At 43.0% G+C, this 24223-nt stretch carries 14 protein-coding genes and 1 pseudogene; 8 read left to right on the top strand and 7 right to left on the bottom strand.

The features are described from left to right. Positions 1-167: 167 nt before the first annotated feature. A complete protein-coding gene (locus OSCIL6407_RS0109915; RefSeq protein WP_007356327.1) occupies positions 168-692 on the bottom strand; it encodes a DUF3122 domain-containing protein in 525 nt (174 codons plus the stop codon). Between the two features lie 53 nt (positions 693-745). Next, entirely contained in the window at positions 746-1096 is a 351-nt protein-coding gene (locus OSCIL6407_RS0109910; protein ID WP_007356328.1) for an ArsR/SmtB family transcription factor, read from the bottom strand. Between the two features lie 410 nt (positions 1097-1506). Here OSCIL6407_RS0109910 and psbA point away from each other — a divergent pair, with 410 nt between their 5' ends. From psbA to OSCIL6407_RS0109895, 3 genes are all read left to right on the top strand, one after another. Further along, a complete protein-coding gene (gene psbA / locus OSCIL6407_RS0109905; RefSeq protein ID WP_007356329.1) occupies positions 1507-2589 on the top strand; it encodes a photosystem II q(b) protein in 1083 nt (360 codons plus the stop codon). A 202-nt stretch (positions 2590-2791) separates the two neighbouring features. Continuing rightward, positions 2792-7348 carry a PAS domain S-box protein gene (locus tag OSCIL6407_RS0109900; RefSeq protein ID WP_007356330.1) on the top strand — a complete coding sequence of 1519 codons (4557 nt, stop codon included), beginning with the start codon at positions 2792-2794 and terminating at the stop codon, positions 7346-7348. A 244-nt stretch (positions 7349-7592) separates the two neighbouring features. Further along, positions 7593-12200, top strand: a complete 4608-nt coding sequence (locus OSCIL6407_RS0109895; RefSeq protein WP_007356331.1) for a PAS domain S-box protein — start codon at positions 7593-7595, stop codon at positions 12198-12200. A 32-nt stretch (positions 12201-12232) separates the two neighbouring features. Here the strand turns inward: OSCIL6407_RS0109895 and OSCIL6407_RS0109890 are convergent, their stop codons facing one another. The 4 genes from OSCIL6407_RS0109890 to cobU form a co-directional block, all read right to left on the bottom strand. Next, positions 12233-12724 (bottom strand): helix-turn-helix domain-containing protein, encoded by a 492-nt coding sequence (locus OSCIL6407_RS0109890; RefSeq protein ID WP_007356332.1) that lies wholly within the window; start codon positions 12722-12724, stop codon positions 12233-12235. Positions 12725-12840: 116 nt separating this feature from the next. Further along, the gene (locus tag OSCIL6407_RS0109885) at positions 12841-14907 is read right to left on the bottom strand and encodes an ABC1 kinase family protein (protein WP_007356333.1); all 2067 of its coding nucleotides are present in this window, start codon (positions 14905-14907) and stop codon (positions 12841-12843) included. Between the two features lie 378 nt (positions 14908-15285). Beyond that, positions 15286-15714 carry a hypothetical protein gene (locus tag OSCIL6407_RS0109875; RefSeq protein ID WP_007356335.1) on the bottom strand — a complete coding sequence of 143 codons (429 nt, stop codon included), beginning with the start codon at positions 15712-15714 and terminating at the stop codon, positions 15286-15288. 316 nt (positions 15715-16030) lie between these two features. Then, on the bottom strand, positions 16031-16597 hold the full coding sequence (gene cobU / locus OSCIL6407_RS0109870; RefSeq protein ID WP_007356336.1) for a bifunctional adenosylcobinamide kinase/adenosylcobinamide-phosphate guanylyltransferase: 567 nt from the start codon (positions 16595-16597) through the stop codon (positions 16031-16033). Positions 16598-16709: 112 nt separating this feature from the next. On the opposite strand from cobU, the gene OSCIL6407_RS0109865 reads away from it, so the two are divergent. The 4 genes from OSCIL6407_RS0109865 (at position 16710) to OSCIL6407_RS0109850 (ending at position 21116) form a co-directional block, all read left to right on the top strand. Continuing rightward, complete coding sequence (locus OSCIL6407_RS0109865) at positions 16710-17648, top strand: glycosyltransferase family 2 protein (protein ID WP_007355377.1); 939 nt, start codon at positions 16710-16712, stop codon at positions 17646-17648. A 74-nt stretch (positions 17649-17722) separates the two neighbouring features. After that, positions 17723-18757 (top strand): glycosyltransferase family 2 protein, encoded by a 1035-nt coding sequence (locus OSCIL6407_RS0109860; protein ID WP_007355376.1) that lies wholly within the window; start codon positions 17723-17725, stop codon positions 18755-18757. 138 nt (positions 18758-18895) lie between these two features. Further along, a complete protein-coding gene (gene hpsU, locus OSCIL6407_RS0109855) occupies positions 18896-19456 on the top strand; it encodes a hormogonium polysaccharide biosynthesis acetyltransferase HpsU (protein ID WP_007355375.1) in 561 nt (186 codons plus the stop codon). Positions 19457-20153: 697 nt separating this feature from the next. Next, positions 20154-21116 carry a DMT family transporter gene (locus tag OSCIL6407_RS0109850; protein WP_019487169.1) on the top strand — a complete coding sequence of 321 codons (963 nt, stop codon included), beginning with the start codon at positions 20154-20156 and terminating at the stop codon, positions 21114-21116. Positions 21117-21384: 268 nt separating this feature from the next. On the opposite strand, the gene OSCIL6407_RS0109845 is transcribed toward OSCIL6407_RS0109850, so the two are convergent. Further along, positions 21385-22770, bottom strand: a complete 1386-nt coding sequence (locus tag OSCIL6407_RS0109845) for a proton extrusion protein PcxA (RefSeq protein ID WP_007355779.1) — start codon at positions 22768-22770, stop codon at positions 21385-21387. Between the two features lie 8 nt (positions 22771-22778). Between OSCIL6407_RS0109845 and OSCIL6407_RS30495 the strand changes: the two are divergent. Then, positions 22779-24223: pseudogene (locus OSCIL6407_RS30495) on the top strand (recombinase family protein); the annotation flags it as partial.

The following is a 24223-nucleotide window of genomic DNA, read 5'->3' as shown; positions in this document are numbered from 1 at the left end:
GATCTTTCTTCTGAAGTTAAGTCAACAATGCAGATTGGATTATAGCAACCTCTTTGGCAGTTAGGACAACTCCCAGTGTTACCTCTGATTCATAATCCATTAGGTCGTAAGCTTTTCCCTCTTTCCTCTTCCCTCTTTCCTCTTCCCTCTTTCCTCTTCCCTAGCCCCTAGCCCCTAGCCCCTAGCCCCTCTTCCCTAGCAACTTCTTGCCATTCTTCTACCCAAGAAGGGGGAATATTTAGAATTAGAGATTGCCCATCAACGAGTGGCAATGAAAGTTTGAGAGCATAACCTACTGGCAATTTTTTCAGAAGGGGACTTAAATCGTACTGTCCCACATTAGGAGCCGGAGCTTTTCGATCGAAAACATCCGCTGCTGTAAAATTTTGCCCGTTAGTTGTTGCAATCTGTAAATCTTTTGGGTGAGCAAATTCTGCGACATCGGGAAAAGCAACTAATCGCAAATTGATATTATCTAATTGATTGGTTTTACTTTGTTTAAACAGAACCACTTGCCAAGTGTTGCCGCTGGAATCTTTTAGATGATGGCGGGCTTGGTAAAGGATTTGACCTGGTGCTTCTTCTGTCTTTTGGACTAAAGCCATTGCTGGCTCTATTGTGATATTGACTGCTATCAATAACACTAAAACAGTGACAATTGTTAAAGCTAAAGTTCTCAGTCGCTTGTTCATTGTTTTAGAACTCTTAAAATTAATTATCGAGGAAAAACCTACTTGAGAACTCATTATTTCTGCTTTTGATGCAGACCCTCAAGCTGTTTCAACTGCTCAGATTGGTATTCTAAGCGCTCCCCCAGACGACTGCACACTAACTCACAAAGTTCAAAAATTAGCGGATCGGAAATTTCGTAATACACACTGACTCCAACTTGGGTTCGAGAAACCATACCCATTTGCGCGATCGCTTTCAGGTGTTTAGAAACATTCGCCTGTCCGAGTCCCGTCATTTCAATGATTTCAGTAACATTTTTTGCTCCAGATTTGAGGCAGCACAAAACCTGAAGTCGGCTAACTTCAGAAAGGATTTTGAAATAATCTGCCACAGGAGCTAAGGTTTTGGGAGATGTCTCTAGCACGCTATTAATAAAGTGTCGTAAGTATAGTTCCGGTGTTCCGAAAGGTGATTTTTTGAGAACTGCATAGGTTCCACTACCTTAAATTTACCACATTACCATAAAGTTATATTATAAATCAAGCAGGAAACAAATTTTCTTTAGAGTAGCGATCGCGTGACACTGCTCCCATGATGTCACTGAGCGGGATAGAATTTCCTAGAACTACTGGTTTATAAGGCTTTCCGGGCAAAGCCTAAATTTTCAAGGCCTGAAACCCTTGTAAATCAAGAATTTCAGGCATCACAAATAAATTTTACTCTAAAAGCTTGACAAGCATATAACTAATTGGTTATAAAGTAAGTGTCTGCGGAAACACTCGATCCCAGTGTTTCCCAGACCTCCTCATTAATTTCCAAGGAGATATAATCGCAATGACAACTACTTTAAGCAGACCCATAGGAGATAACCTATGGTCTCGGTTCTGTAACTGGATTACTAGCACAGAAAATCGGCTTTATATTGGCTGGTTTGGCGTGTTAATGGTTCCTACCATCTTAACTGCCACTATCGTTTTTATCCTGGCCTTTATTGCTGCCCCTCCCGTCGATTTAGATGGCATCCGCGAGCCAGTTTCCGGTTCTCTACTTTACGGGAACAACATCATTACTGGTACCATTGTGCCGACTTCTGCGGCTATTGGTTTGCACCTTTACCCTTTATGGGAAGCAGCTTCTATTGATGAATGGCTTTACAATGGCGGCCCTTATCAGCTAATTGTCCTGCACTTTTTAATCGGCATTTACGCTTACATGGGTCGCGAGTGGGAGCTTAGCTACCGATTAGGAATGCGCCCCTGGATTGCAGTTGCTTATTCTGCGCCTGTTGCTGCTGCAACTGCCGTTCTTTTAATCTATCCTATCGGGCAAGGCAGCTTTTCTGATGGTTTAATGCTGGGTATTTCTGGAACTTTCAACTTTATGATTGTGTTCCAAGCTGAGCATAATATTCTCATGCACCCCTTCCATCAATTAGGTGTAATTGGTGTCTTTGGTGGTTCGCTATTTGCCGCCATGCACGGCAGTTTGGTAACTTCTTCTCTGTTGCGAGAAACAACTGAAAACGAATCAGCTAATACAGGTTATAAGTTTGGACAAGAGCAAGAAACTTATAACATTGTTGCAGCTCACGGCTATTTCGGACGCTTAATTTTCCAATATGCCAGCTTCAACAACTCTCGCTCTTTGCACTTCTTTTTAGCTGCTTGGCCAGTTGTAGGTATTTGGTTCGCAGCTTTGGGAATTTCCACAATGGCTTTTAACCTGAACGGGTTTAATTTTAACGAGTCAATTCTTGACAATCAAGGACGACCGATTAGCACCTGGGCGGATATTATTAACCGCGCTAATTTGGGGATTGAAGTCATCCACGAGCGCAATGCTCATAACTTCCCTCTGGATTTAGCTGCTAGTGAGTTCTTGCCTATTGCTATGAACGCTCCTGCTATTCATGGCTAGTTTGGTTGTACTCTGAACAACTATCTAGAAACCGGATTTCTTTAAGAAACCCGGTTTCTAATTTTGCAGAAAATATTACCTAAAATTTATTTGTCTTTACCAAATCTATACAGAGGAGCGCAGATACCCTTGACCAGCACAAGAGGCGGTGGACTATACTTGACTGGTAGAACAAAGTTTTTATTAAACCAATTCACGGTCTATGTCATCCTCCTTAGGCTACGACCCTCTGCTGGATCTGCCGATTGATGAAGAAGATTTTGCCCAGCAATCTCTGAGAGACCGCCAATTACGGACGCTTTTTGAGATGGCGCTGGATGGGATGGCGATCGCAGACGATCGAGGATGTTACCTAGATGTCAACCCCGCCGCCTGTGAATTGTTTGGACTAAAGAGAGAGGAACTTCTCGGACGCTGCATCTTTGAGTTTGCAGAACCGGGGTTTAATTTCCAACAAGCATGGCAAGAATTTCAGCAACAAGAGAAAGTACGCGGTGAGTTCCGCTTGGTGCGGGCCGATGGGGATATTCGGATAGTGGAATTTGCTGCTACGGCTAACTTCTTACCGCACCGCCACTTATCCGTAATGCGAGATATTACGCAGAGTAAGCGAGCAGAGGCACGAGTCCAAGAACTGACACAACAGCTAGAGCAGCAAGTTTGCGAACCTGTCAGCGAACTAGAACAAACCCAAGCTCAATTACGGGAATCTCAGCAACGACTGGAAAGCATTTTGAATTCCGTTGAGGGAGTGGTGTGGTCAATTCACCCGGAAACCTATGAGACGATTTACATTAACCCCGCCGTAGAACAAATATTTGGCTGTTCGGTGGCAGAGTTTTTTTCTAACCCTAATCTGTGGTTTGAAATCATTCATCCCGACGATCGCGATCGGATTGCAAATGCTTTCGTCAGACTCCAAGAGAAGGGGAAAACTAGAACAGAATATCGCATTATTCGCCGCGACGGACAGGTGCGCTGGTTGTCTGTTAACTCTTATTTGGTCTATGACGAAACCGGAAAACCGATTCGTATTGATGGGATTACCACAGATATTAGCGATCGCATTGAGTCAGAAAGTCGCCTAGAGCAAATTGCCCGCCACATCCCCGGCACTATTTTTCAGTTTCGTCAACGTCCTGATGGTACTTTCCATCTTCCCTACTCCAGCGAGGGAATTCGAGAAATTTATGGCGTTTCCCCCGAAGAAGTGCGCGAAGATGCTTCTTCAGCTTTTAGTGCTATCCACCCAGATGACTGCGATCGCGTCACTCAATCCCTGCTCGAATCTGCCTCACACCTAACCCCTTGGTATTGCGAATATCGAGCTTGTTTACCCGATGGGCGGATGCTGTGGTTAGTTGGTAATGCTACACCTCAGCGAGAACCCGATGGCAGTACCTTATGGCATGGCTATATTCGGGATATCACAGACAGCAAACGTGCTGAAGCTCACAATCAACGTTTGCTTGCCATTCTGGAAAATACATCAGATTTGATTTCAACTGCTGATTTGACGGGTAAAACTCTTTACATCAATCGAGCTTGGCGAAATTTGCTTGATATTAATGATGATAATGGCGCGATCGCAGATATGGAAATCTCTAAAGGTCATCCAGAGTGGGCTTTAGATATTGTCTTAAATCAGGGTTTGCCAGAAGCAGTACGTTCTGGCAGTTGGCACGGCGAGACGGCAATACTGGATTCGATCGGACGTGAAATCCCTGTTTCTCAGGTAATCCTCGCCCACAAATCAACAGATGGAGAAGTCGAATACTTTTCCACAACCATTCGGGATATCTCAGAAAGCAAAGCCACAGAACTAGCTTTACGAATTAGTGAAAATAAATTTCGCAGCATCATTGAAAATCTCAATGATATGGTTTATATTATCAATCCCGATACCACATTTAGCTATGTCAGTCCCCAGTTTAAAGAAGTCATGGGATATGAACTAGCAAACTTCTTAGATGCGTCTTTTTCTCATTGGATTTATCCAGAAGATTTACAAATTTGTGTAGAGGCCGTAGATCGCTCTTTACAAGGTGAGAAACTGCGGGGAATTGAATACCGATTTTTGCATCAAGATGGTAACTATTACTGGCACTCTTCCAATGTATCAGCCCTGCGAGATTGTGATGGGCAAGTGGTTGCTTGTTTGGGAATAGCCCGTTATATCCACGATCGCAAACAAGCAGAAATCGCTTTGCAAGAAAGTAATAGCCGCTGGCAGTTAGCCCTAGAAGGAGCGGGAGATGGTACTTGGGATTGGAACATCAAAACTAATGAAATCAACTTTTCTCGGCAGTGGAAAGCGATGCTGGGCTACGCAGAAGATGAAATTCCCAATGCTGTAGAAGAGTGGGAAATTCGGATACATCCAGAGGATAAAGCCCAATGCTATGAAGCTTTTTCCAAACACCAGAAGGGCGAAACCTCAGCTTATCGCCACGAACATCGCTTGCGTTGTAAAGATGGTTCTTACAAGTGGATTTTAGATCGCGGTCAGGTGGTGGAATGGGACAAAGAAGGTCAACCTTTGCGGTTTATTGGCACTCATTGCGATATTAGCGATCGCAAAGCTGCCGAAAAAAACCTACGTCAAAACGAGCAAAAGTATCATCAGATTCTAGATGCCCTTACGGAGATGGTGTTAGTCAAAGGCCCTCAATCTCGCATTGTCTGGGCAAACAAGGCATTCCGAGACTATTACGGTCTCACCAACGAGCAACTCAGAGATATGATTGATGCTCCCTTTAATGAACCAGACTATACGCTGCAATACATTCGCGATGATGCTTATGTGTTTGAGACTGGGAAAACATTGGAAGTTGAGGAACCTGTCACCCGTTACGATGGCAAGGTGCAGATGTTCAATACCATTAAATCGGTCATTCGGAACGAAGCAGGCGAGACCATCTTAACAGTGGGCGTATCTCGCGATATTAGCGATCGCAAAACTGCCGAAATCGCCCAACAACAACTTACTAGAAAACTAGAAGAAGCACAACGAGTCGCTCATATTGGCAATTGGTCTTTTGACCTAGCTACCCAAAAAATCACCTGGTCTGCGGAGTTATTTCGGATTTTTGGGATAAATCCCGAACAGGGAGAGCCAGATTTTGAAGAGACGATCGAAAAATATTATCCCGAAGATCGGGAATTATTCATAAGTTGCATTCAAGCAGCAAGCGAGCAAGGAATTCCCCAAAACTTTGACATTCGGATCTGCCGAGCGGATGGTGCAGTCCGCTATATCAATAATCGCATGGAAATCGAACGGCACGATCGAAAAATCGTCAGTTTATTTGGGACAGTAATGGATATTACCGATCGCAAACGCCAAGAACAAGCTCTGCGGTTAATTGTCGAAGGTACGGCGGCGAAAACAGGCGAAGAATTCTTCAAAAGTTGCGTTCAATATCTCGCCCAAGTCTTAGGAGTGCGTTATGCTGCGATCGCTGAATTTGCGAACCCCGAAAAATCGATCGTGCAAACTTTAGCATTTTGGGCCGGAGACAACTTTGGCGATAATTTTACTTGCAATTTAGCTGGGACAGCCTGTAAAAATACACCCTGTAAAAATATTGATAACAATGGTGAGGTATGTCGCTATCCCAATTCTGTAGATTGTTTGTTTCCTCAAGATGATACTTTAGTCGCCCTTCAAACGCAAAGTTATGCTGGTTTACCAATTATAGATACTGCTGGTAATCAGTTGGGATTATTGGAGGTGATGGACACGAAGCCGATGGAAAAAGATTTAGAAATGCAGTCAGCAATTTTGAAAATCTTTGCTACTCGTGCTGGTGCGGAAATGGAGCGGATACAAGCGGAAGCCGCAGTCCGTCGCTCGGAAATTCAACTGCGGCAACAAACTGAAGAATTAGAAATCACTCTTAAAAAATTGCAAAATACTCAGACTCAATTAATTCAAGCCGAAAAAATGTCGAGTTTGGGGCAATTAGTAGCGGGAGTCGCCCATGAAATTAACAATCCCGTGAGTTTTATTTATAGCAATATTAAACCTGCTAATGATTATGCTTGTGGCTTAATTAAGTTAATTCACCTTTACCAAGAGTATTATCCGAGTCCCCCCGCAGCGATTTCTACTTTGACAGAAGATATCGACTTTGAGTATCTAGTAAGTGATTTTTCTAATTTGCTGGAATCGATGAAAACGGGAGCTACACGGATCGGGGATATCGTTAAATCTCTGCGGACATTTTCGCGCTTGGATGAAGCAGATTTTAAAGAAATAGATATTCATGAAAATATCGATAGCACCTTAGTTATTTTACAAAATCGCTTGAATGGTCGGGCGGGAAAACCAGAGATTCATCTCATCCAAAATTATGGGAAATTACCCCTAGTTGAATGTTATGGTGGTTTGTTAAATCAGGTATTTATGAATTTGTTAGTCAATGCTATTGATGCAATTGAACAACGACGAGACAGCCTAGAGTCAAAAGAGATATCGGATTATATTGGTTGCATTACCATTACCACTTCTCTCTATTTAGAAAATCAGGTTGTCATCTCTATTCAAGATAATGGTTGTGGGATGAGTGCCGAAGTTCAAGAAAAAATATTTAATCCATTTTTTACTACTAAACCTGTCGGGAAAGGAACTGGTATGGGGTTAGCAACTAGCTATCAAATTGTGACAGAGAATCATCAGGGTTATTTGCGGTGTTTTTCTACAGTTGACAAAGGGACTGAGTTTAGGATTGAGTTACCGATTTGCCAGGAGAAATAAGCAATTTATTACCGCATACACAGAGTTAGCTATTAATCTAGGGGGATTGACTTAAGCAGTACCCTATCTTACCCAATATACATTTTTCTTAATATTAACAATTGCTTGATTAATAGCTCCTTTCTCATCCTCTACTGCCTCCTCTATGATTCCTTAAAGAAAAGTGTAGTATACAAATTATTTAGAATTGCTAGTGTATCGTTAGATTAGAGCGAAAAGTTTATATTAAACCAATTAAAAATATATGTCATTCCCACTAAATTACGATCCTAGCCTCGATCGACCAATTGATGAATCAGATCCGGCCCAGCAGTCCCTAAGAGATCGTCAATTGCGGGCGCTTTTTGAAACTACCCTAGATGCGATCGCGATCGCAGATGACCGAGGGCGTTATGTAGATATCAACCCCGCCGCCTGTGAATTATTGGGTCTAGAGAAAAACGAAATTTTGGGACGCTGCATCTCTGACTTTCTGGAACCGGGATTTAATTTCCAAGCACTATGGCAACAGTTTCAACAACAGGAAAAAGTCCGGGGTGAAATCCGATTAGTGCGGCCGGATGGGGATATCCGCATAGTCGAATATGCGGCAACAGCTAACTTTTTACCCCACCGCCATCTATCAGTAATGCGAGACATTACACAGAATAAACGAGCCGAGGCACAAGTTCGCGAACTTACCCGCAAACTTGAACAAACCCAAGCTCAATTAAGGGAAAATGGCATTGATTCTGCGAATATATCTACCCCCACAGAGTATCATCGCCTAGAGCAAATTGCTCGCCACATTCCCGGAGTTATTTATCAGTTTCGTCAACGTCCTGATGGCACTTTCCATTTTCCCTACTCCAGCGATGGGATACGAGAGATTTATGGCGTTTCCCCAGAAGAAGTGACCGACGATGCTTCTAAAGCTTTTGGGGCTATCCATCTAGAAGACCTCGATTCCGTAACTCAATCCATTCTCGAATCCGCCTCACACCTGACCCCTTGGTATTGCGAATATCGAAGTTGTTTACCGGATGGGCGGATGCTGTGGTTAGTTGGTAATGCTACACCTGAGCGAGAAGCCGATGGCAGTACCTTATGGCATGGTTATATTCGGGATATTACAGACAGCAAAAGTCGTGAAATCGCCCTCCATGAATCAGAAACTAAATTCTCAACTATTTTTCATACCAGTCCCGATCCCGCTTGGATTGCCACACTCACAGAAGGACGTTGTTTGAATGTAAATGAAAGTCTGTGTGAGTTATTAGAGAGGACGCATACAGACATCATCGGGAAAACCTGTGTAGAAATCGAACTTTGGGACGATCTTAAGGATTTGCACCACTTCCGACACACCTTAATTCGGGAAAGGAGAATCCAAAATTTTGAAGTAGTAATTCGCACTTCCTCAAGACAAGCTAAGACGGTTTTAATATCCGCTACGGTAGAACGGCTGGATGGGCAGGATTGCGTAATTGGCATGATCAAGGATATTAGCGATCGCAAAGCTGCCGAAAAAAACCTACGTCAAAACGAACAAAAGTATCATCAAATTCTAGATGCCATTACTGATATGGTGCTGGTCAAAGGCCCTCAATCTCGCATTGTCTGGGCAAACAAGGCATTTCGAGACTATTACGGTCTGACCAACGAGCAACTCAAAGATATGATTGATGCTCCCTTTAATGAACCAGACTATACACTGCAATACATTCGCGATGATGCTTATGTGTTTGAGACTGGGAAATCCCTAGAAATTGAGGAACCTGTTACCCGTTATGATGGCAAGGTGCAGATGTTCAACACCATTAAGTCAGTAATTCGGAACGAAGTAGGCGAGACAATCTTAACAGTAGGCGTATCTCGCGATATTACCGATCGCAAACAAGCAGATATAGAAAACTGGCAGATGCAGAACTTCCTCAACTCGATTATTGAAAATATTCCCAATATGCTCTTTGTCAAAGATGCCGAGACTCTTCAATTTTTGCGCTTTAACAAGGCTGGTGAAGAACTACTTGGCTATCCTAAAGAAGTATTATTAGGAAAAAGTGACTATGACTTTTTCCCGCCCGCAGAAGCAGATTTTTTCATAGCCAAAGATCGAGAAACCTTGAGTAATGGCAATGTTTTGGATATTCCTGAAGAACAGGTTCAAACAAATCATCAAGGCACTCGAATTCTACATACAAGAAAAATCCCCATCCTTGATGAAGTTGGGAATCCTAAATACTTACTAGGGATCTCGGAAGATATTACTGAGCGCAAAGAAGCTGAAGCCAAGCTCATCGAAATCACTCAACTACAGCAAGCAATTTTAGACGGTGCTAACTATACAATCATTTCTACAGATATTCATGGCATCATCAAAACCATTAATGCTGCCGCCCAAAGATTTTTGGGATATTCATCAGCCGAATTAATAGGCAAAGTTACACCAGCAATTTTTCATGATTTAGAAGAAGTCAAACAACGTGCAGCCGAACTTACCGCAGAACTTGGCAAACCAATTACTCTAGGATTTGAAGTATTTACTGCCAAGGCGCGTTTGGGAATGCTTGACGAAAGTGAATGGACTCATATTCGTAAAGATGGTTCTCGTTTTCCCGTACAAGTTTCCGTAACTGCATTGCGCGATGAAGAAGGTACAATTACGGGATTTTTGGGGATAGCAAGTGATATTACGGCTCGCAAAGAAGCTGAAGCCAAAGTGAAAGAAATATCGGAGCGTTTATCATTATCACTCAAGTCTGGGGGAATTGGCTGTTGGGAATGGGACATCGTACACAATAGCCTCTTTTGGGACGAAAGGATGTACGAGCTATATGGCATAACCAAAAACTCTAACACCAGATTAGCTTACGAAATTTGGATGCAGGGAGTACATCCTGATGACCGAGATGCTGCCCAAACATTAGGCCGCCAAGCTATCTTGGGACAAGCAGAATATGATACTGAATTTCGCGTGATTCATCCTGATGGTAGTCTCCATTTCATTAAAGCATTCGGTCTAGTTCGTCGCGATGCCGAGGGCAATCCTCAAAAAATGATCGGGGTTAACTTTGATATCAGCGATCGCAAACAAGCAGAAGAGGCTCTACGCACCAGCGAAGAAAAACTGCGATCGCTTTTTGACTTGTGTCCTGTAGGAATTGCACTCAATAATATTCAGGGCCATTTTATCAAAGTCAATAGCGCCGCCGAAACAATCTATGGGTATTCTCTTGAGGAACTGAACCAATTAAGCTATTTTGATTTAACTCCTGAAAAGTATGCTGATGATGAAATCCGTCAATTAGAATTGCTTAACACCATCGGTCGTTTTGGCCCCTACCAAAAAGAGTATATCCGTAAGGATGGCTCTTTGTTCCCTGTAGAATTGCTCGGAGTGTTAGTCACAGGTAACGATGGGAGTCAATATATCTGGTCAATCATTGTTGATATCTCAGAACGCAAACGTCAAGAACAAGCTCTTCGCTTAATTGTCGAGGGTACGGCGGCTAAAACTGGTGAAGAATTCTTCCAAAGTTGCGTTCAATATATTGCCCAGGTATTAGAAGTTCGTTATGCTTTCATCGCTGAATTTATTGACTCAGAAAAATTGAGTGCAAAAACTCTAGCATTTTGGGCATTAGACGACTTTGGCGATAATTTTACTTACAATCTAGCCGGGGCTCCCTGTGAGAATGTTTATTCTCAAGCGGATTTTTGCCTATACCCAAATTCAGTGCAATCACTTTTTCCGGAAGATACTGATTTAGTCGCTCTCCAAGCTGAAAGTTATGCTGGTTTGCCGATTATGGATGCTGCTGGTAATCCTTTGGGATTGCTGGCAGTTTTAGACACTAAGCCAATGGTGCAAGATATAGAAATGCAGTCAGCAATCTTAAGAATCTTTGCCACTCGTGCTGGTGCAGAAATAGAGCGGATAAAGGCGGAAGCAGCAGTACGTCAATCAGAAATTCAACTGCGGCTGCAATCTGAAGAATTAACAACAACCCTCAAAAAGTTGCAAAATACCCAAACTCAGTTAATTCAAGCCGAAAAAATGTCAAGTTTGGGGCAGTTAGTAGCCGGTATTGCCCATGAAATTAATAACCCTGTGAGTTTTATTTATGGCAATCTTCAACCCGCCGCTGATTATGCTAGTTACTTAATTGAGCTAGTTCGACTCTACCAACACCATTATCCGAGTCCATCGCCGACGATTTCTAAATTTATAGAAGATATTGAGCTTGAGTATCTGGTAAGTGATTTTTCTAACTTGCTGGAATCAATGAAAACTGGAGCCACACGCATCAGTGATATCGTTAAGTCTCTGCGGACATTTTCGCGCTTGGATGAAGCTGAGTTAAAACCAATAGATATTCACGAAAATATCGAGAGTACGTTAATTATTTTACAAAATCGCTTGAATAGGTCTGCCGAACAAAAAGAAATTTCTGTAGTCAAGAACTATGGAACTTTACCCTTAATTGAATGTTATGGCGGTTTGTTAAATCAGGTGTTTCTGAATTTGTTGGTTAATGCTGTTGATGCGATTGAACAAAAGCAAGAGAGTCTAGAATCAGTAGAAAAAGTAGATTATGTTCCTAAGATTACAATTACTACTTCTATTGTTTCTACAAATCAGCTTTCGATCTCCATTCAAGATAATGGTTGTGGAATGAGTTCTCAAGTTCAAGAAAAAATCTTTAATCCATTTTTTACTACTAAGCCTGTCGGAAAAGGTACGGGTATGGGGTTAGCAACTAGCTATCAAATTGTGACAGATAACCATCAAGGTAATTTGCGGTGTTGTTCTACACTTGGAAAAGGGACTAAGTTTAGGATTGAGTTGCCGATTTCCGAGCAAAATTAATACCAAACCAAAAACTACTTTCAGCAATTTTTCTAGTCTTTTTTAAACTCCCTCTCTGCTAACTCGTCTTTTTTGTTACTCAAACATTTAGGTACTTTTAACTTAGCTTTCATCCGATAGTGCAGTTGCTTGTGTAAAGTTTGATATTTGACGGATACTTGATAGTTCTCTTCTACCCAGCTCACAATTTCTTTATAACTCTTAAACTCGCAGGTTTCCTCGCCGATCTTTGTCGATAGTCCTGCGATTACTTCTTGGGGAATTACTCGCGGTCTCCCTGTTGAATGGCGCAGTTTTAATAATTCTGACAAACCGCCATTACTATATTGTTTTAACCATCTTTGTACGGTAATTCTATGTACTCCTAAACGTTCAGCTACTTCTGTAATACTCTGGCTAGACCCAGATTTTAGTAAATAAAGTGCCTGAACTTTTTGTCTGTTAGTTATCGTTCGCTGTCGCTGTATAATTATTTTTAATTCAGTGACAGTTGCCTCAATTCTTTCTTGGTAGTTTACTTTCATACAGTCATCTTTAAACTCTGAGGCTATTGTAGTATACTTTTGGGGAACTGGAATTAGATGCGTAATAGCTTAGAAACCGCTTTCGTCGGTTAGGGGCTAGGGGCTAGCCCCTCCCTCTATTTAGCATCAGGCAAATATAGCTGCGGATCGGAATATGGCTTATGTCCATTCTCCTCAAAAACTGGCGTTTCCCCAGCCAGCAAAAACTCGCGAATTAGACGCGCGATCGCTCTTTGAGCTAAACGCCCCGCCACTTGCTGTCCCATTTGTTGTAATTGTGGTTTAACCAACAACTGCGGTATATATTCTAATGCCTTCATCCCATCAAAACCGGGAGTATCTTGCAGAATCCCCCAGATCCTTTTAATGTGTTCTAAACTCTGCTGTTCCCCAGGTGTGACCACAGGTGAATCCGCCTTTACACCGAACCATTCGCTGACTACAGCCTTAGCATTAGCAAAAGCAGTGCGAGAGAGTACATCTAAACTTTTAACTAATTCCTCGACAATGCGCTCGCGAATGAAATCTCCCCGCTCCGAAAACAAGAACTCTAGCGCCTGATTCAATACCTTACTAATATCGTAATCCTCGCTATCCCTAGCATTTTTGAGCAAATTTTCCAAGCGATTCCAGCGGAAACTCCCTTCTTTAAATAGCAAATCCCGCAGCGACGATCTTAACTCTGGAGCTGGATCGCTCAGTAACCGTTTTGCTACATAAGGATAAGCCTTACTTAGCACTTTAAAATTGGGATCGACATTAATTGCAATCCCTTCCAATGTTACTAACGATCGGATAATCAAAGCATAGTAAGCCGGCACTCGGAACGGATAATCATACATCAAAGCTGACAATTGATCCGTAATACTTTTGAAATTTAGTTCCGCAACGCTTGCACCCAAAGCATTATTAAATACATTCGCCAATGCGGGAATAATTGGCGTTAAGTCCGTCTCTGGCGTTAAAAATTCTAACTTCACATAGTCCCTGGCTAAACCTTCAAAATCGCGGTTTACTAAATGGACTATAGCTTCCAATAATCCATACCGCTGATAAGGTTTAACTTCACTCATCATCCCGAAATCCAAGTAAGCCAACTGACCATTAGGAGTTGCTAATAGATTCCCCGGATGCGGATCGGCATGAAAAAAGCCGTGTTCTAGCAGTTGTCTTAGAGAACACTGAACTCCCACTTCTATTAAGTATGGTGCATCAATTCCTTGGGCGCGGACAGCTTCTAAATCAGTAAGTTTAGTACCAGTAATCCACTCCATTGTCAAGACGCGGCGACCCGTTTGTTCCCAGTAAATTTTAGGGACGTAAATATCTTTGATATAGCCGTAAAGTTGAGCAAATCTTTCAGCGTTATGACCTTCGTGATTGTAGTCCATTTCTTCATATATTCGCTCCCCAAATTCATCCATAATTCCTACTAAGTCGCTGCGGATGAATTTGAAAGTTTTGTGCGCCCAAATCGCCAATGTTCGGAGAATATATATATCCAAACCAATGCCCTCAGCTAAATCAGGGCGTTGCACCTTTACGGCAACTATTTCGCCAGTTTTCAATTTACCTTTGTAAACTTGTCCGAGAGAAGCTGCTGCTATCGGATTAGGGCTGAGTTCTGCGTAAATTTCGTCTGGAGGAGCGCCTAATTCTTCTTCTATAAATTGATAAGCTAACTCGTTGGAAAAGGGCGGTAATTGGTCTTGTAATTTCGATAATTCCTCTAAATAAGTAGATGGTACTACGTCAGGTCGTGTTGAGAGTGCTTGTCCGATTTTGATGAAAGCTGGGCCAAGTTGGCTAAGAATTTCTCGCAGGCGAATTGCTCGTCGCTGCTCATTTTGAGTAACGCGACCGGTTTTTTTGTCTCGCCACAAACTGAAAGCAAAGCTGATAAATGTCCAGACAACGCTTGATAACCGCCCCCAGACTTCAAAGGGGCGCTGGCTATAGTATTCCGCGCTCGCACTTGGGTTGTAGCGAAGGGCCTCTTCTGCCTCGCCAGCCATATCTAGAGCTGATTTCAGACTTTCGGAGTTAGCTGGAATTGGCTCTAGTTCTATTTCTACTGGGCGCACGGAGGGCATTTCTACCACTGAACCATTGGCTAGTGGGGTATGAGTCCCTGAATCTGAATAAACCTGTGGCGAAGCAGGCGATACCGTCTTGACATCCATATAATCTGAGACTGATTAGGGCAGTGTTAATACATTGTAACAATCTGCCTGCCTTGCACCACAGCTTTAGGGCATAGAGCTTATGGGAGATGGGGGAGATGGGGAGGATGAGGGAGATGGGGGAGATGGGGAGGATGGGAAGAGTGAGGGAGAGTGGGGAGATGGGAGGATGGGAAGATGAGGAGATGAGGGAGATGGGGAATAGAGATGGGGAAGATGAGGGAGGATGGGGAAGATGAGGGAGATGAGGGAGATGGGGAGGATGGGGAAGATGAGGGAGATGAGGGAGATGGGGAATAGGGATGGGGAAGATGGGGAGGATGCAGCGGATTTAGCTACTTTATCTCCCTCGCTCCCCCGCTCCCCTGCTCCCCATCCCTATTCCCCACTGGCGGCCTTATTGAATAAGCGATTGCGAATATCCGAAAGCTGTGCTTGATTGCTAACTGGCGATCGCGGTTTGGGTATTTCATTATCCGGCCAACTTGGCAAATCAAAACAGGGACAACAATCCGGTGGCATTCCCTGATGGCGCAGAGGTATTGGCATTGCACAGCGAGCGCAAGGATCTATCTCCCAAGCGGGAGTCAGCAGTTCTGCGATCGTTTCCCTGGTTCCTTCCAAGTAGCAGTCCCCAGCTTCAGAGGAGATAATTTTTTGCCAGCAGTCTTCAAATTCTTTGCTGTAGCGATCGCCTGCAATCACTGATTTAGGCAGCAACGTTTCAGAGCCATTGTGAATTAAAACCTTTTTTCCTAACTGAAACCAGTACGCCAAATATTTTCTAACTTGATTTTGTGAGGCCATATTTTTTGATAATTAAATTGTTTAAATAGCTACCAGCTAAGTGAGTTTCCAACAATGAGTATGAGCTTCCCCAATTTTGACTTCTATCCATTAATCACATAAAATATTAATCGCATAAATTTCGATCAACTCCTTGCTACTGCCGATAGATTTTGGCTAGAGAACTCCTATAACTATTTGCAGATCAAGTTTTGTTCACCAGCTTAATTGTTGGGAAAATAAAAGTTAAATGCAATTTAAGGTTGTTATAGTTTACCATAATAGCTTCCTTCGCTGAAAATAGCGATCCCCAAACCTATAGTTATTATAAAGATTATCAACCATCAGATTGCCGATCTATACTTCCTGGTAGGGGTGAACCGAGGACGCTCAAATTCAAGACATGACCGCCAGCAACCAGATAAACCGGATTTGCGATCGCCCCTAACTCCCGAATAGCAGTACCAAGGCGATCGCGAAACAAGCGGCCCAGAGGATAAGCGGGTATCACACCCCAGCCAGTTTCCTCCGCCACAAAAATTACATCTCCCCTCGATTTCTGCAAACTGCTAAGTAAATCTTGCAGCGTTTGCCTCCACGCAGCATCATCTAATGCCAAAATATTAGCTAGCCAAGTTCCCAGGGAATCAATTAACAAACAACTCGACTCATTTGCCAACTCAATCGTACCCGCCAAATCTACAGGGACATCTACAGTATTCCAACTTGCAGGGCGGCGATTGCGGTGTAATTCAATTCGAGCCTGCCACTCCGTATCATTCGAGTCAAGCAGAGCCGTAGCCACATAAATAACAGATTTGTGCGATCGCACAGCCAAAGTTTCTGCCCATTCACTTTTACCCGATCGCGCTGGCCCCGTAACCAAAATTATCTGACGCTTCATAAAATCCTAGCTCACAGTGTATAAGTAATAACTAAATCCTCATCCCCTTCTCCCCTCATCCCCTTCTCCCCTCTTCCCTAGCCCCTAGCCCCTAGCCCCTAGCCCCTCTTCCATGAACACTCCTGCAATTTCCGCCATCATCTGTACCCACAATCGGGACAATTATTTAGGTGCAGCCATCGACAGCTTACTAACACAGGAATTTACCGACTTTGAAATATTAGTAGTAGATAACGGCTCAGGCGATCGCACCCGCGAAATCGTAGAATCCAAACTCACAAACCCCCACCTCAAATACATCTGGGAACCAACCATCGGCCTATCCGTAGCCCGCAACACAGGCGCAAAACTTGCCCAAGCAGAAATCCTAGCCTACCTTGACGACGATGCGATCGCTAGTCCCCAATGGCTATCCGTCCTCCACACCGCCTATCAAAACAACCAAAAACTAGCCATAGCCGGCGGCATCGTCACCCTACTCTGGCCACAAGACCTTCACCCTCCCAAATGGCTCTCCCCCGGTTTAGCAGGCAACCTTGGAGCCTATGACCTCGGCAATGACCCCCTCTACATCAACACACCAGGCTTAACCCCCAGAGGCTTAAACTACTCAATCCGGCGCACCTTCCTAGAGCAAATCGGCGGCTTCGACACCAACTTAGGTCGCATCGGCAAAAAACTACTCTCCAACGAAGAACTCCACGTCACCGAACAAGCATTAAAGTGGGGATGGCAAGTAGCCTATCTCCCCCAGGCCCTAGTAGCCCACAACGTCGCACCAGAGCGAATTAAAAAAACCTGGTTTTTAGAGCGCGGGTGGTGGCAAGGTATCAGCGAGTGTCATCGCGAACAACTCACCGGTCAAACTGGAATTAACCAACTATGGCGAGGAGGCGAGCGGTTAGCACGAGGTTCCTACAAATCCCTTAAATACATCACACAACCAGCCCAGCGCTTTGAAAACTTCGTTTATGCCTACGGTCAAATTGGTTACTTGAGTGCAGCCATCCAGCTCATGCTATTTCACCCGAAATCTACCGATAAGGGGTAGGCTATAGGTAGTAATTGAGGAGTTCGCACTTCACCATTCACAACTCTACAGCCTTCAGGTTCAAGCACTCAACCATGACCTCTACTTCATCCAAGATTCCGGTTTCCGTTCTCATCCCGGCCAAAGACGAAGAAGTTAATCTCCCTGCGTGTCTAGACAGTCTTACCAGGGCGGTCGAAGTGTTTGTGGTGGACTCCCAAAGCACAGACCGCACAGTGGAAATTGCCACCAGTTATGGAGTAGAAGTAGTGCAATTCTACTTTAATAACTGCTGGCCAAAAAAGAAAAACTGGTCTTTAGAAAATCTGCCCTTCCGCAACGAATGGGTATTAATTGTCGATTGCGACGAACGCATTCCTCCAGAACTTTGGGAAGAAATTGCTGAAGTCATCCAAGACCCCAACTTTGACGGTTACTATCTCAATCGTAAAGTCTTATTTTTAGATACTTGGATACGACATGGTGGCAAATATCCAGACTGGAATCTACGCCTGTTTAAACATAAAAAAGGTAGATACGAAAATCTAGGAACAGAAGCCGTTCCCAATACAGGTGACAACGAAGTTCACGAGCACGTCATTTTAGCCGGTCAAGTCGGCTACTTGAAAAATGATATGCTCCACGAAGACTTCCGCAACCTATTTCATTGGATAGAGCGCCACAACCGCTACTCTAATTGGGAAGCCCGCGTTTATTATAATATCCTCGCCGGTCAAGGCGACAGTGGCACAATTGGCGCTAATCTATTTGGAGATGCAGTACAACGCAAGAGATTTCTCAAAAAACTTTGGGTGTGGCTACCTTTTAAACCGATGTTACGGTTTTTGATGTTTTATATTTTTCAGCTTGGCTTTTTAGATGGGAAAGCTGGTTATATTTATGCAAGGCTGCTGAGTCAGTATGAATATCAAATCAGTGCCAAATTATATGAATTACGATATTGCAATGGTCAGTTAAATAAGGCCGAAAAAACGAAAGGTGGAGATTCGGCCAAGGGAAATTTAAAGCCAAATTCATCATTTGAATTTGACCTAGAAAAGGCAGAAGCAGATATCTCACAATCCCCCCTTCCTAATTCTCCATCTCAAATTAATTCTCCTAACTCCTAACTAACTTAACCTAATTAAATCTCAAATAGTAAAGCCTTCTTCTTTCTCTCCTAGATAACTAAAGCCTTCTTACTTCTTCCCCTTCTTCCCTCTTCCTTCTTCCTTCTTCCTTCTTCCTTCTTCCTTCTTCTTAACACTATGGATGCTGAATCTCTAGTTGATTTGCGCCGCTACGACCAATCCTGGTTTGATAAAGGAAAACCTAGTTGGTTTATTTTGCTTTGGTGGTTAGTACAAGGGATTATATTTCCTCTAACCCCTCATCATTTTAACGGCATCAGGCGAACTCTCCTGCGCCTATTTGGTGCTAAAATTGGTACAGGTGTCATCATCCGCCCCACTGCTAGATTTACTTATCCTTGGAAAGTAGAAATCGGAGACTATAGTTGGATTGGAGATGACGTTATTTTTTATAGCCTCGATCGTATTTCTATTGGTAAACATTGCGTAATTTCTCAAAAAAGTTACCTCTGCACTGGTACTCATAACTCCCACGATCCAGCCTTCGGTTTAATCACAGCAAATATTACCATTGGTAATGGCGTTTGGGTAGCAGCAGATTGTTTCATCGGCCCTGCGGTAGAAATAGGGGCTAACGCCTTAATTGCCGCCCGTAGCAGTGTTTTTGAGAATATGCCACCAACTTTTGTGTGTATGGGAACACCTTGTCGGCCGCGTTACCCTAGAGAAATTTGTTAACCGAGAACTGTTAATTGGTGAGAACTTATCTCTCCTCTGCCTAAAGTGATAGAAGAAGGATAAGCTGTTACCCATTTAATGCTTCAGTCCTGGGCGTAATCGATCGCTACCTTAAGCTACCATCAACTAGACCCCTCGCGATCGCGAATCACGCAAATGCAAATATTGACCAGTAAATTTACCTAATTAAACGTAAAATTCTGAGGAATAAAGAGCTTACTGCCTTCTGCCTTCTGCCTTGTAGTTATAACTCATTTTAGTTGTTGACTAAACCTACAATCGATGGTATGCTACTTTTAAGTTTTTATAAGTAAGTCAACTTAATAAAATTAAAGAGTTCCCGTAGGCTCGGTCTTTGGTACGAAACCGAACTCTTTGTTAACGGTTAACTGTTAACAAAGTATAAGGGTTTTGAGGGATAACTCTGTCGGCCAACTTATCCTAAAAATACAGGACTTATGCAAAAATCTCTGTAGCGCTACAAACAAATTAACAATTAAAAATTAAATTCATTATTTTTAATTTGGCATTTTTAATTTTTAATTGTTACATCTTGGCGGTTTCTTAACCGGGCCTACTGATGGCTTTACTGCACAAGCGTGTATAAGTCCGAAAATAATTAGGTTGACTACTTAAAAAACATAAATCTTAGCCCATAAAATCAGCCCTAATCATCACTACAATCTCAGCCAAGATAATGACAAATGAACTAGAGCTACCCAAAAAGCCATCCTTCATCACACCCGCCTTAATTGGGACAGTTTCATTATTTATAGCATTAGTTCCCATATCTTTAGCACCAATATTAGTCAAATTTTGCGAAGAAGAAATCAGTTCAAATGCCGTAGCCTTTTATCGCGGCTTAATTGGTACATTAGCCTTTGGATTATTGAGTGGAATTGATACAGTCCGCCGCCAGCAACCTGGCACTAAACCTGTAGAAGTTCAGCCTTTTACAAAACGGGAAGTATGGCTATTTTTAGGAATGGGAATAGCCGCAGCTACCTACTTTATACTATGGGCTTGGTCGCTAAATCAAACTACAGTTGCCAACGTTACTTTACTCTTTGGTTTGAACCCCGTTTTCATCGGTTTAGCAGGATGGTCGTTATTTGGTCAGCAATTCGATCGGAAATTCCTAGTTGGTATGATGATGTCAATGGGAGGAGCTATCGCCATTGGATTCAATGACGTACAATTCGGTACAGACCAACTACAAGGTGATGCAATTGCCTTACTATCAGGGGTTTCCTTCGCTGCATATTTAATCCTCGTAGAAAAACTCCGAGACAACTTTAGCACTGCAACAATCATGCTATGCCGCTGCGGGTTTACTACCTTATTTAGCTTACCCATTATCTTCGCCGAAGAGAGATTATTTCCCTACTCAGCAGTTGGTTGGTTTCTCTTAATTTTCCAATGCCTTTTCTGCCAAGTTTTAGGTCAAGGACTTCTAGCTTATAGCCTTAGCAAATTATCGGCTGGTTTTGTTGCTATCACCCTTTTGATCGAGCCAATTCTTGCCTCAATCTTAGCTTGGATAATTTTTTCAGAACGTTTAGGGTTTTCAGATTGGGTGGCTTTTTCCGTAGTTTTATGTGGCATATTTCTCGCCCAATCCAGTCGATTTGCGGTTAAAATAACGAACGGAGGAGTATAGCCTGATGACAACTAAGTAGAAGGAAGAAGGAAGAAGGAAGAAGGAAGAAGGAAGAAGGAAGAAGGAAGAAGGAAGAAGGAAGAAGGAAGAAGGAAGAAGGAAGAAGGAAGAAGGAAGAAGGAAGAAGGAAGAAGGAAGAAAAATTTAGTTATAGCAACCGCCACAACGGTCTTGACATTCTCGTTCGCCCAAACCCTTTCTCCGATTGTATTTTCCTCCTACATAAGAGCCTCCTGCCTTCTGCCTCCTGCCTCCTGTTTCCTCCTGATTACTCATTCATATTTTTATACGTAGCCACCGCTGACGGCGAACTCCGATTCAAATATCGAAATATCCAATACTTGAAAACAGCATCTAAAATCACAGGAAAAGTGGCAATAAATAGAAAAATGAAATCTCTATTTTCTGGTACTCCTAGATGCTTAGATACATTTTCTAGAATCACTTCCCAGCCGTGAGGCGAGTGGAAACCCACAAAAATATCCGTAAACAAAATAATTATAAAAGCCTTAGCACTATCGCTGAGACCGTAAACCACATCATCCATAAAAGATTTTAAAATATCTATTTGTCTTTTGTTATTAATAATAATGCCAGCGAAAACACCGCAAGCTACGAGATCGGAAAAAACATTTTTAATAGCATTAGCACTTTCATTGCGGTATTCCTCCGCAATTTTAACAGCCTTCAGTGCTAACTCTTTCTCCTTTTCCTCCGCAGAAAGTGGCGCAACTAAACCGACTAACTCTCTGAACTTCATGAGTTCCTCAAATCTCTGCAACTCTTGAAAAGCTTCTTCTTCCAAATCCTCGTTAATGAAGATTTGAGAAATTTCCGTTCGAGAAATTTCCGCTGGTCTAGCTTGGTCAACGATTGGCCCGACAATGAAATTTTTGGATAATTGCTGGGCCAGGAGTGGAATTAAAATCAAAAGTAAAATAAACCGAATAGAGATAATAGTTTTTACCTTTGAATTACGAAAGCTTTTGATTACTTCCTTTTCTGCTTCCGGGTTTAAGTCTCTAGTAATTCTATTCAGAGTTCCCAGGAGCGAACGCGGCAGTAAACTCATCTCTGCGGCGCTAGTATCAACATTGTTAGCTATATTTTTATTCGACTCTCCTGAATAGTTATTTTCAGATGGCGGAGAGTTTTGATGGGAAGAATTTACTGAAACATTCTGCGAATTGGCAACCGAGAGGCTCTCCGTCAAATTTTGTAGGGTTTGAGCCTTAGTATACTTATTTATTACCCCATCAATAAACTCAAGCTTCTCAAAGAACTCGGAAGCTCTATCTCGTGTCTCTAGACCATAAATTTTTGTAGATTTATCACCTAAATTTCTGTGATGAAGTTGACCTGCAACTCGCTCCTGAAAATTGAACACATAACGACTAGCATTAAACTCCACCAATCTCATTTTGACAATCTTTAAATATTTTCTCAGTTCCGAGTTAAAATAAGACTGTACGCTGTCACCGTAATTAACAGATTGAGCCGAGATTTTTTTGCCATTAAAATGCTCGTCTTCCAACTCCTTAATTGCTAAGGCAGCATTGTAAGCCTGATCTAAGGCTCTCTCCGGCGTTTCTTGATACCAGTCGTTGGCGGAGTGCAAGTATTTTCCGATCGCGATCCAGGGAGATATAGTCATAGCTGAAATTGGTTAATACTTTTGGAAAAGTACCAGCAAGCATTAGTGTATTTGGTATCTTAGCAGATTTATTTATTGTAGAAACTGTGACCTCTGATTCTTTTTGGATTACTGGAAGTTCCCGCAGCGGTAAAACCACTCGCCTAGTAGAGCAGTTTTGTCAATGGAGCCGAACTGTTAAGCCTTTATCACCTAATTTTCCTCGCCGCCAAAGTCAGTTACAACAGATGGCTGGTCAGAGAGTACCAGCAATTTTGGTATTAGCCGCCAACGGCGACAACAGACTGGATTTAGCTGACCGGATTGCGGAAGCTACCTTTGGTCAACATTCCTTTCACTCAACTACGCCTCTAGGTTTTTTTGAAGACGAAGTAGTGCTGTTTTGGCCTCTCCTAATTCGTTCGCTTGACTTAAGGGCTCAATTTCCGTTACGACTGCGACCTGAAACCGAACAGGAACTTGCAGCTATGCTCTGGCGTTCTGAACTGGACGCAGGCATTTTGGGACAAGCAGGTGTAGGTACAGAACGCATGGTGCGTAGAACTCTAGATTTATTCCAACTGGCTGCTCAGAGCGGTACACCCGCAGAAGAAATACCCACTCTTTTAGAAGAGGGATTTGCTGATGATAACGCGCCGGCTAGCCTGTGGGAAGTCATGGGAGAGTTGTTGGTGAAGTGGCGAGAGTGGTGTTTAGCCAGAGGATTACTTACTTATGGCATTATTTGCGAACTCTATTGGCGGTATTTGCTGGAAGAGCCTACTTATCAGCAACACTTAGCGGAGCGCTATCAAGCAGTGCTGGCGGACGATGTGGATGAATATCCAGCTATCAGTCGCCGCCTGTTTGAGTTCCTGCTCGATCGCGGTGCAGCAGGTGCTTTTACCTATAATCCCGATGGGGGAATTCGGCTAGGTTTAGGGGCTGACCCAGAATATATGGCAGACTTACAAGTACGCTGCTTGGTAGAAAACTTGAACCAGCCTACAGGCTTAGCCTCAGAGATTGGAGAGGCAGTTGTAGACTTGGCGGTTAATGCTTTCATATTTTACCCTTCACACCACCGCTTGCCTGCCTCAGTGCGATCGCTTCAAACCACTTCTCGCTCCGATTTGCTACGAAAAACGGCTGAAACAGTCGTCGAGTTAGTACAGTCAAAAGCCGCAAAGCCCCAGGAAATTGCAGTGATTGCACCTGGTTTAGATGCGATCGCACGCTACAGCCTAATTGAAATCTTTACCAGTCGCAACATCCTCATCGAATCCCTTAACGACCAACGCCCTCTCTCCAGTTCTCCTACCATCAGAGCTTTACTCACCCTTTTAGCCTTAGTCTATCCAGGTTTGGGTCGTCTTGTAGGAAGAGATGATGCAGCCGAAATGCTAGTCGTATTAAGTCAGCGATCGGCGAAAGGGGGAGGTAGGGGAGATGGAGAGGATGGGGGAGATGGGGA

This window comes from Kamptonema formosum PCC 6407, assembly GCF_000332155.1.
In the GTDB taxonomy this organism is placed as follows: domain Bacteria; phylum Cyanobacteriota; class Cyanobacteriia; order Cyanobacteriales; family Microcoleaceae; genus Kamptonema; species Kamptonema formosum.
Note: the sequence above shows the minus strand (reverse complement) of the source record. Positions and strands in the feature narration are given on the sequence as shown.

Bases quoted from the DNA above. Each gene is read 5' to 3' on its own strand.
- OSCIL6407_RS0109875 (WP_007356335.1), bottom strand. From the start codon at position 15,714: ATGGCCTCACAAAATCAAGTTAGAAAATATTTGGCGTACTGGTTTCAG.
- cobU (WP_007356336.1), bottom strand. From the start codon at position 16,597: ATGAAGCGTCAGATAATTTTGGTTACGGGGCCAGCGCGATCGGGTAAA.
- OSCIL6407_RS0109865 (WP_007355377.1), top strand. From the start codon at position 16,710: ATGAACACTCCTGCAATTTCCGCCATCATCTGTACCCACAATCGGGAC.
- OSCIL6407_RS0109890 (WP_007356332.1), bottom strand. From the start codon at position 12,724: ATGAAAGTAAACTACCAAGAAAGAATTGAGGCAACTGTCACTGAATTA.
- OSCIL6407_RS0109900 (WP_007356330.1), top strand. From the start codon at position 2,792: ATGTCATCCTCCTTAGGCTACGACCCTCTGCTGGATCTGCCGATTGAT.
- OSCIL6407_RS0109850 (WP_019487169.1), top strand. From the start codon at position 20,154: ATGACAAATGAACTAGAGCTACCCAAAAAGCCATCCTTCATCACACCC.
- OSCIL6407_RS0109915 (WP_007356327.1), bottom strand. From the start codon at position 692: ATGAACAAGCGACTGAGAACTTTAGCTTTAACAATTGTCACTGTTTTA.
- psbA (WP_007356329.1), top strand. From the start codon at position 1,507: ATGACAACTACTTTAAGCAGACCCATAGGAGATAACCTATGGTCTCGG.
- OSCIL6407_RS0109845 (WP_007355779.1), bottom strand. From the start codon at position 22,770: ATGACTATATCTCCCTGGATCGCGATCGGAAAATACTTGCACTCCGCC.
- OSCIL6407_RS0109895 (WP_007356331.1), top strand. From the start codon at position 7,593: ATGTCATTCCCACTAAATTACGATCCTAGCCTCGATCGACCAATTGAT.
- OSCIL6407_RS0109860 (WP_007355376.1), top strand. From the start codon at position 17,723: ATGACCTCTACTTCATCCAAGATTCCGGTTTCCGTTCTCATCCCGGCC.
- OSCIL6407_RS0109885 (WP_007356333.1), bottom strand. From the start codon at position 14,907: ATGGATGTCAAGACGGTATCGCCTGCTTCGCCACAGGTTTATTCAGAT.
- hpsU (WP_007355375.1), top strand. From the start codon at position 18,896: ATGGATGCTGAATCTCTAGTTGATTTGCGCCGCTACGACCAATCCTGG.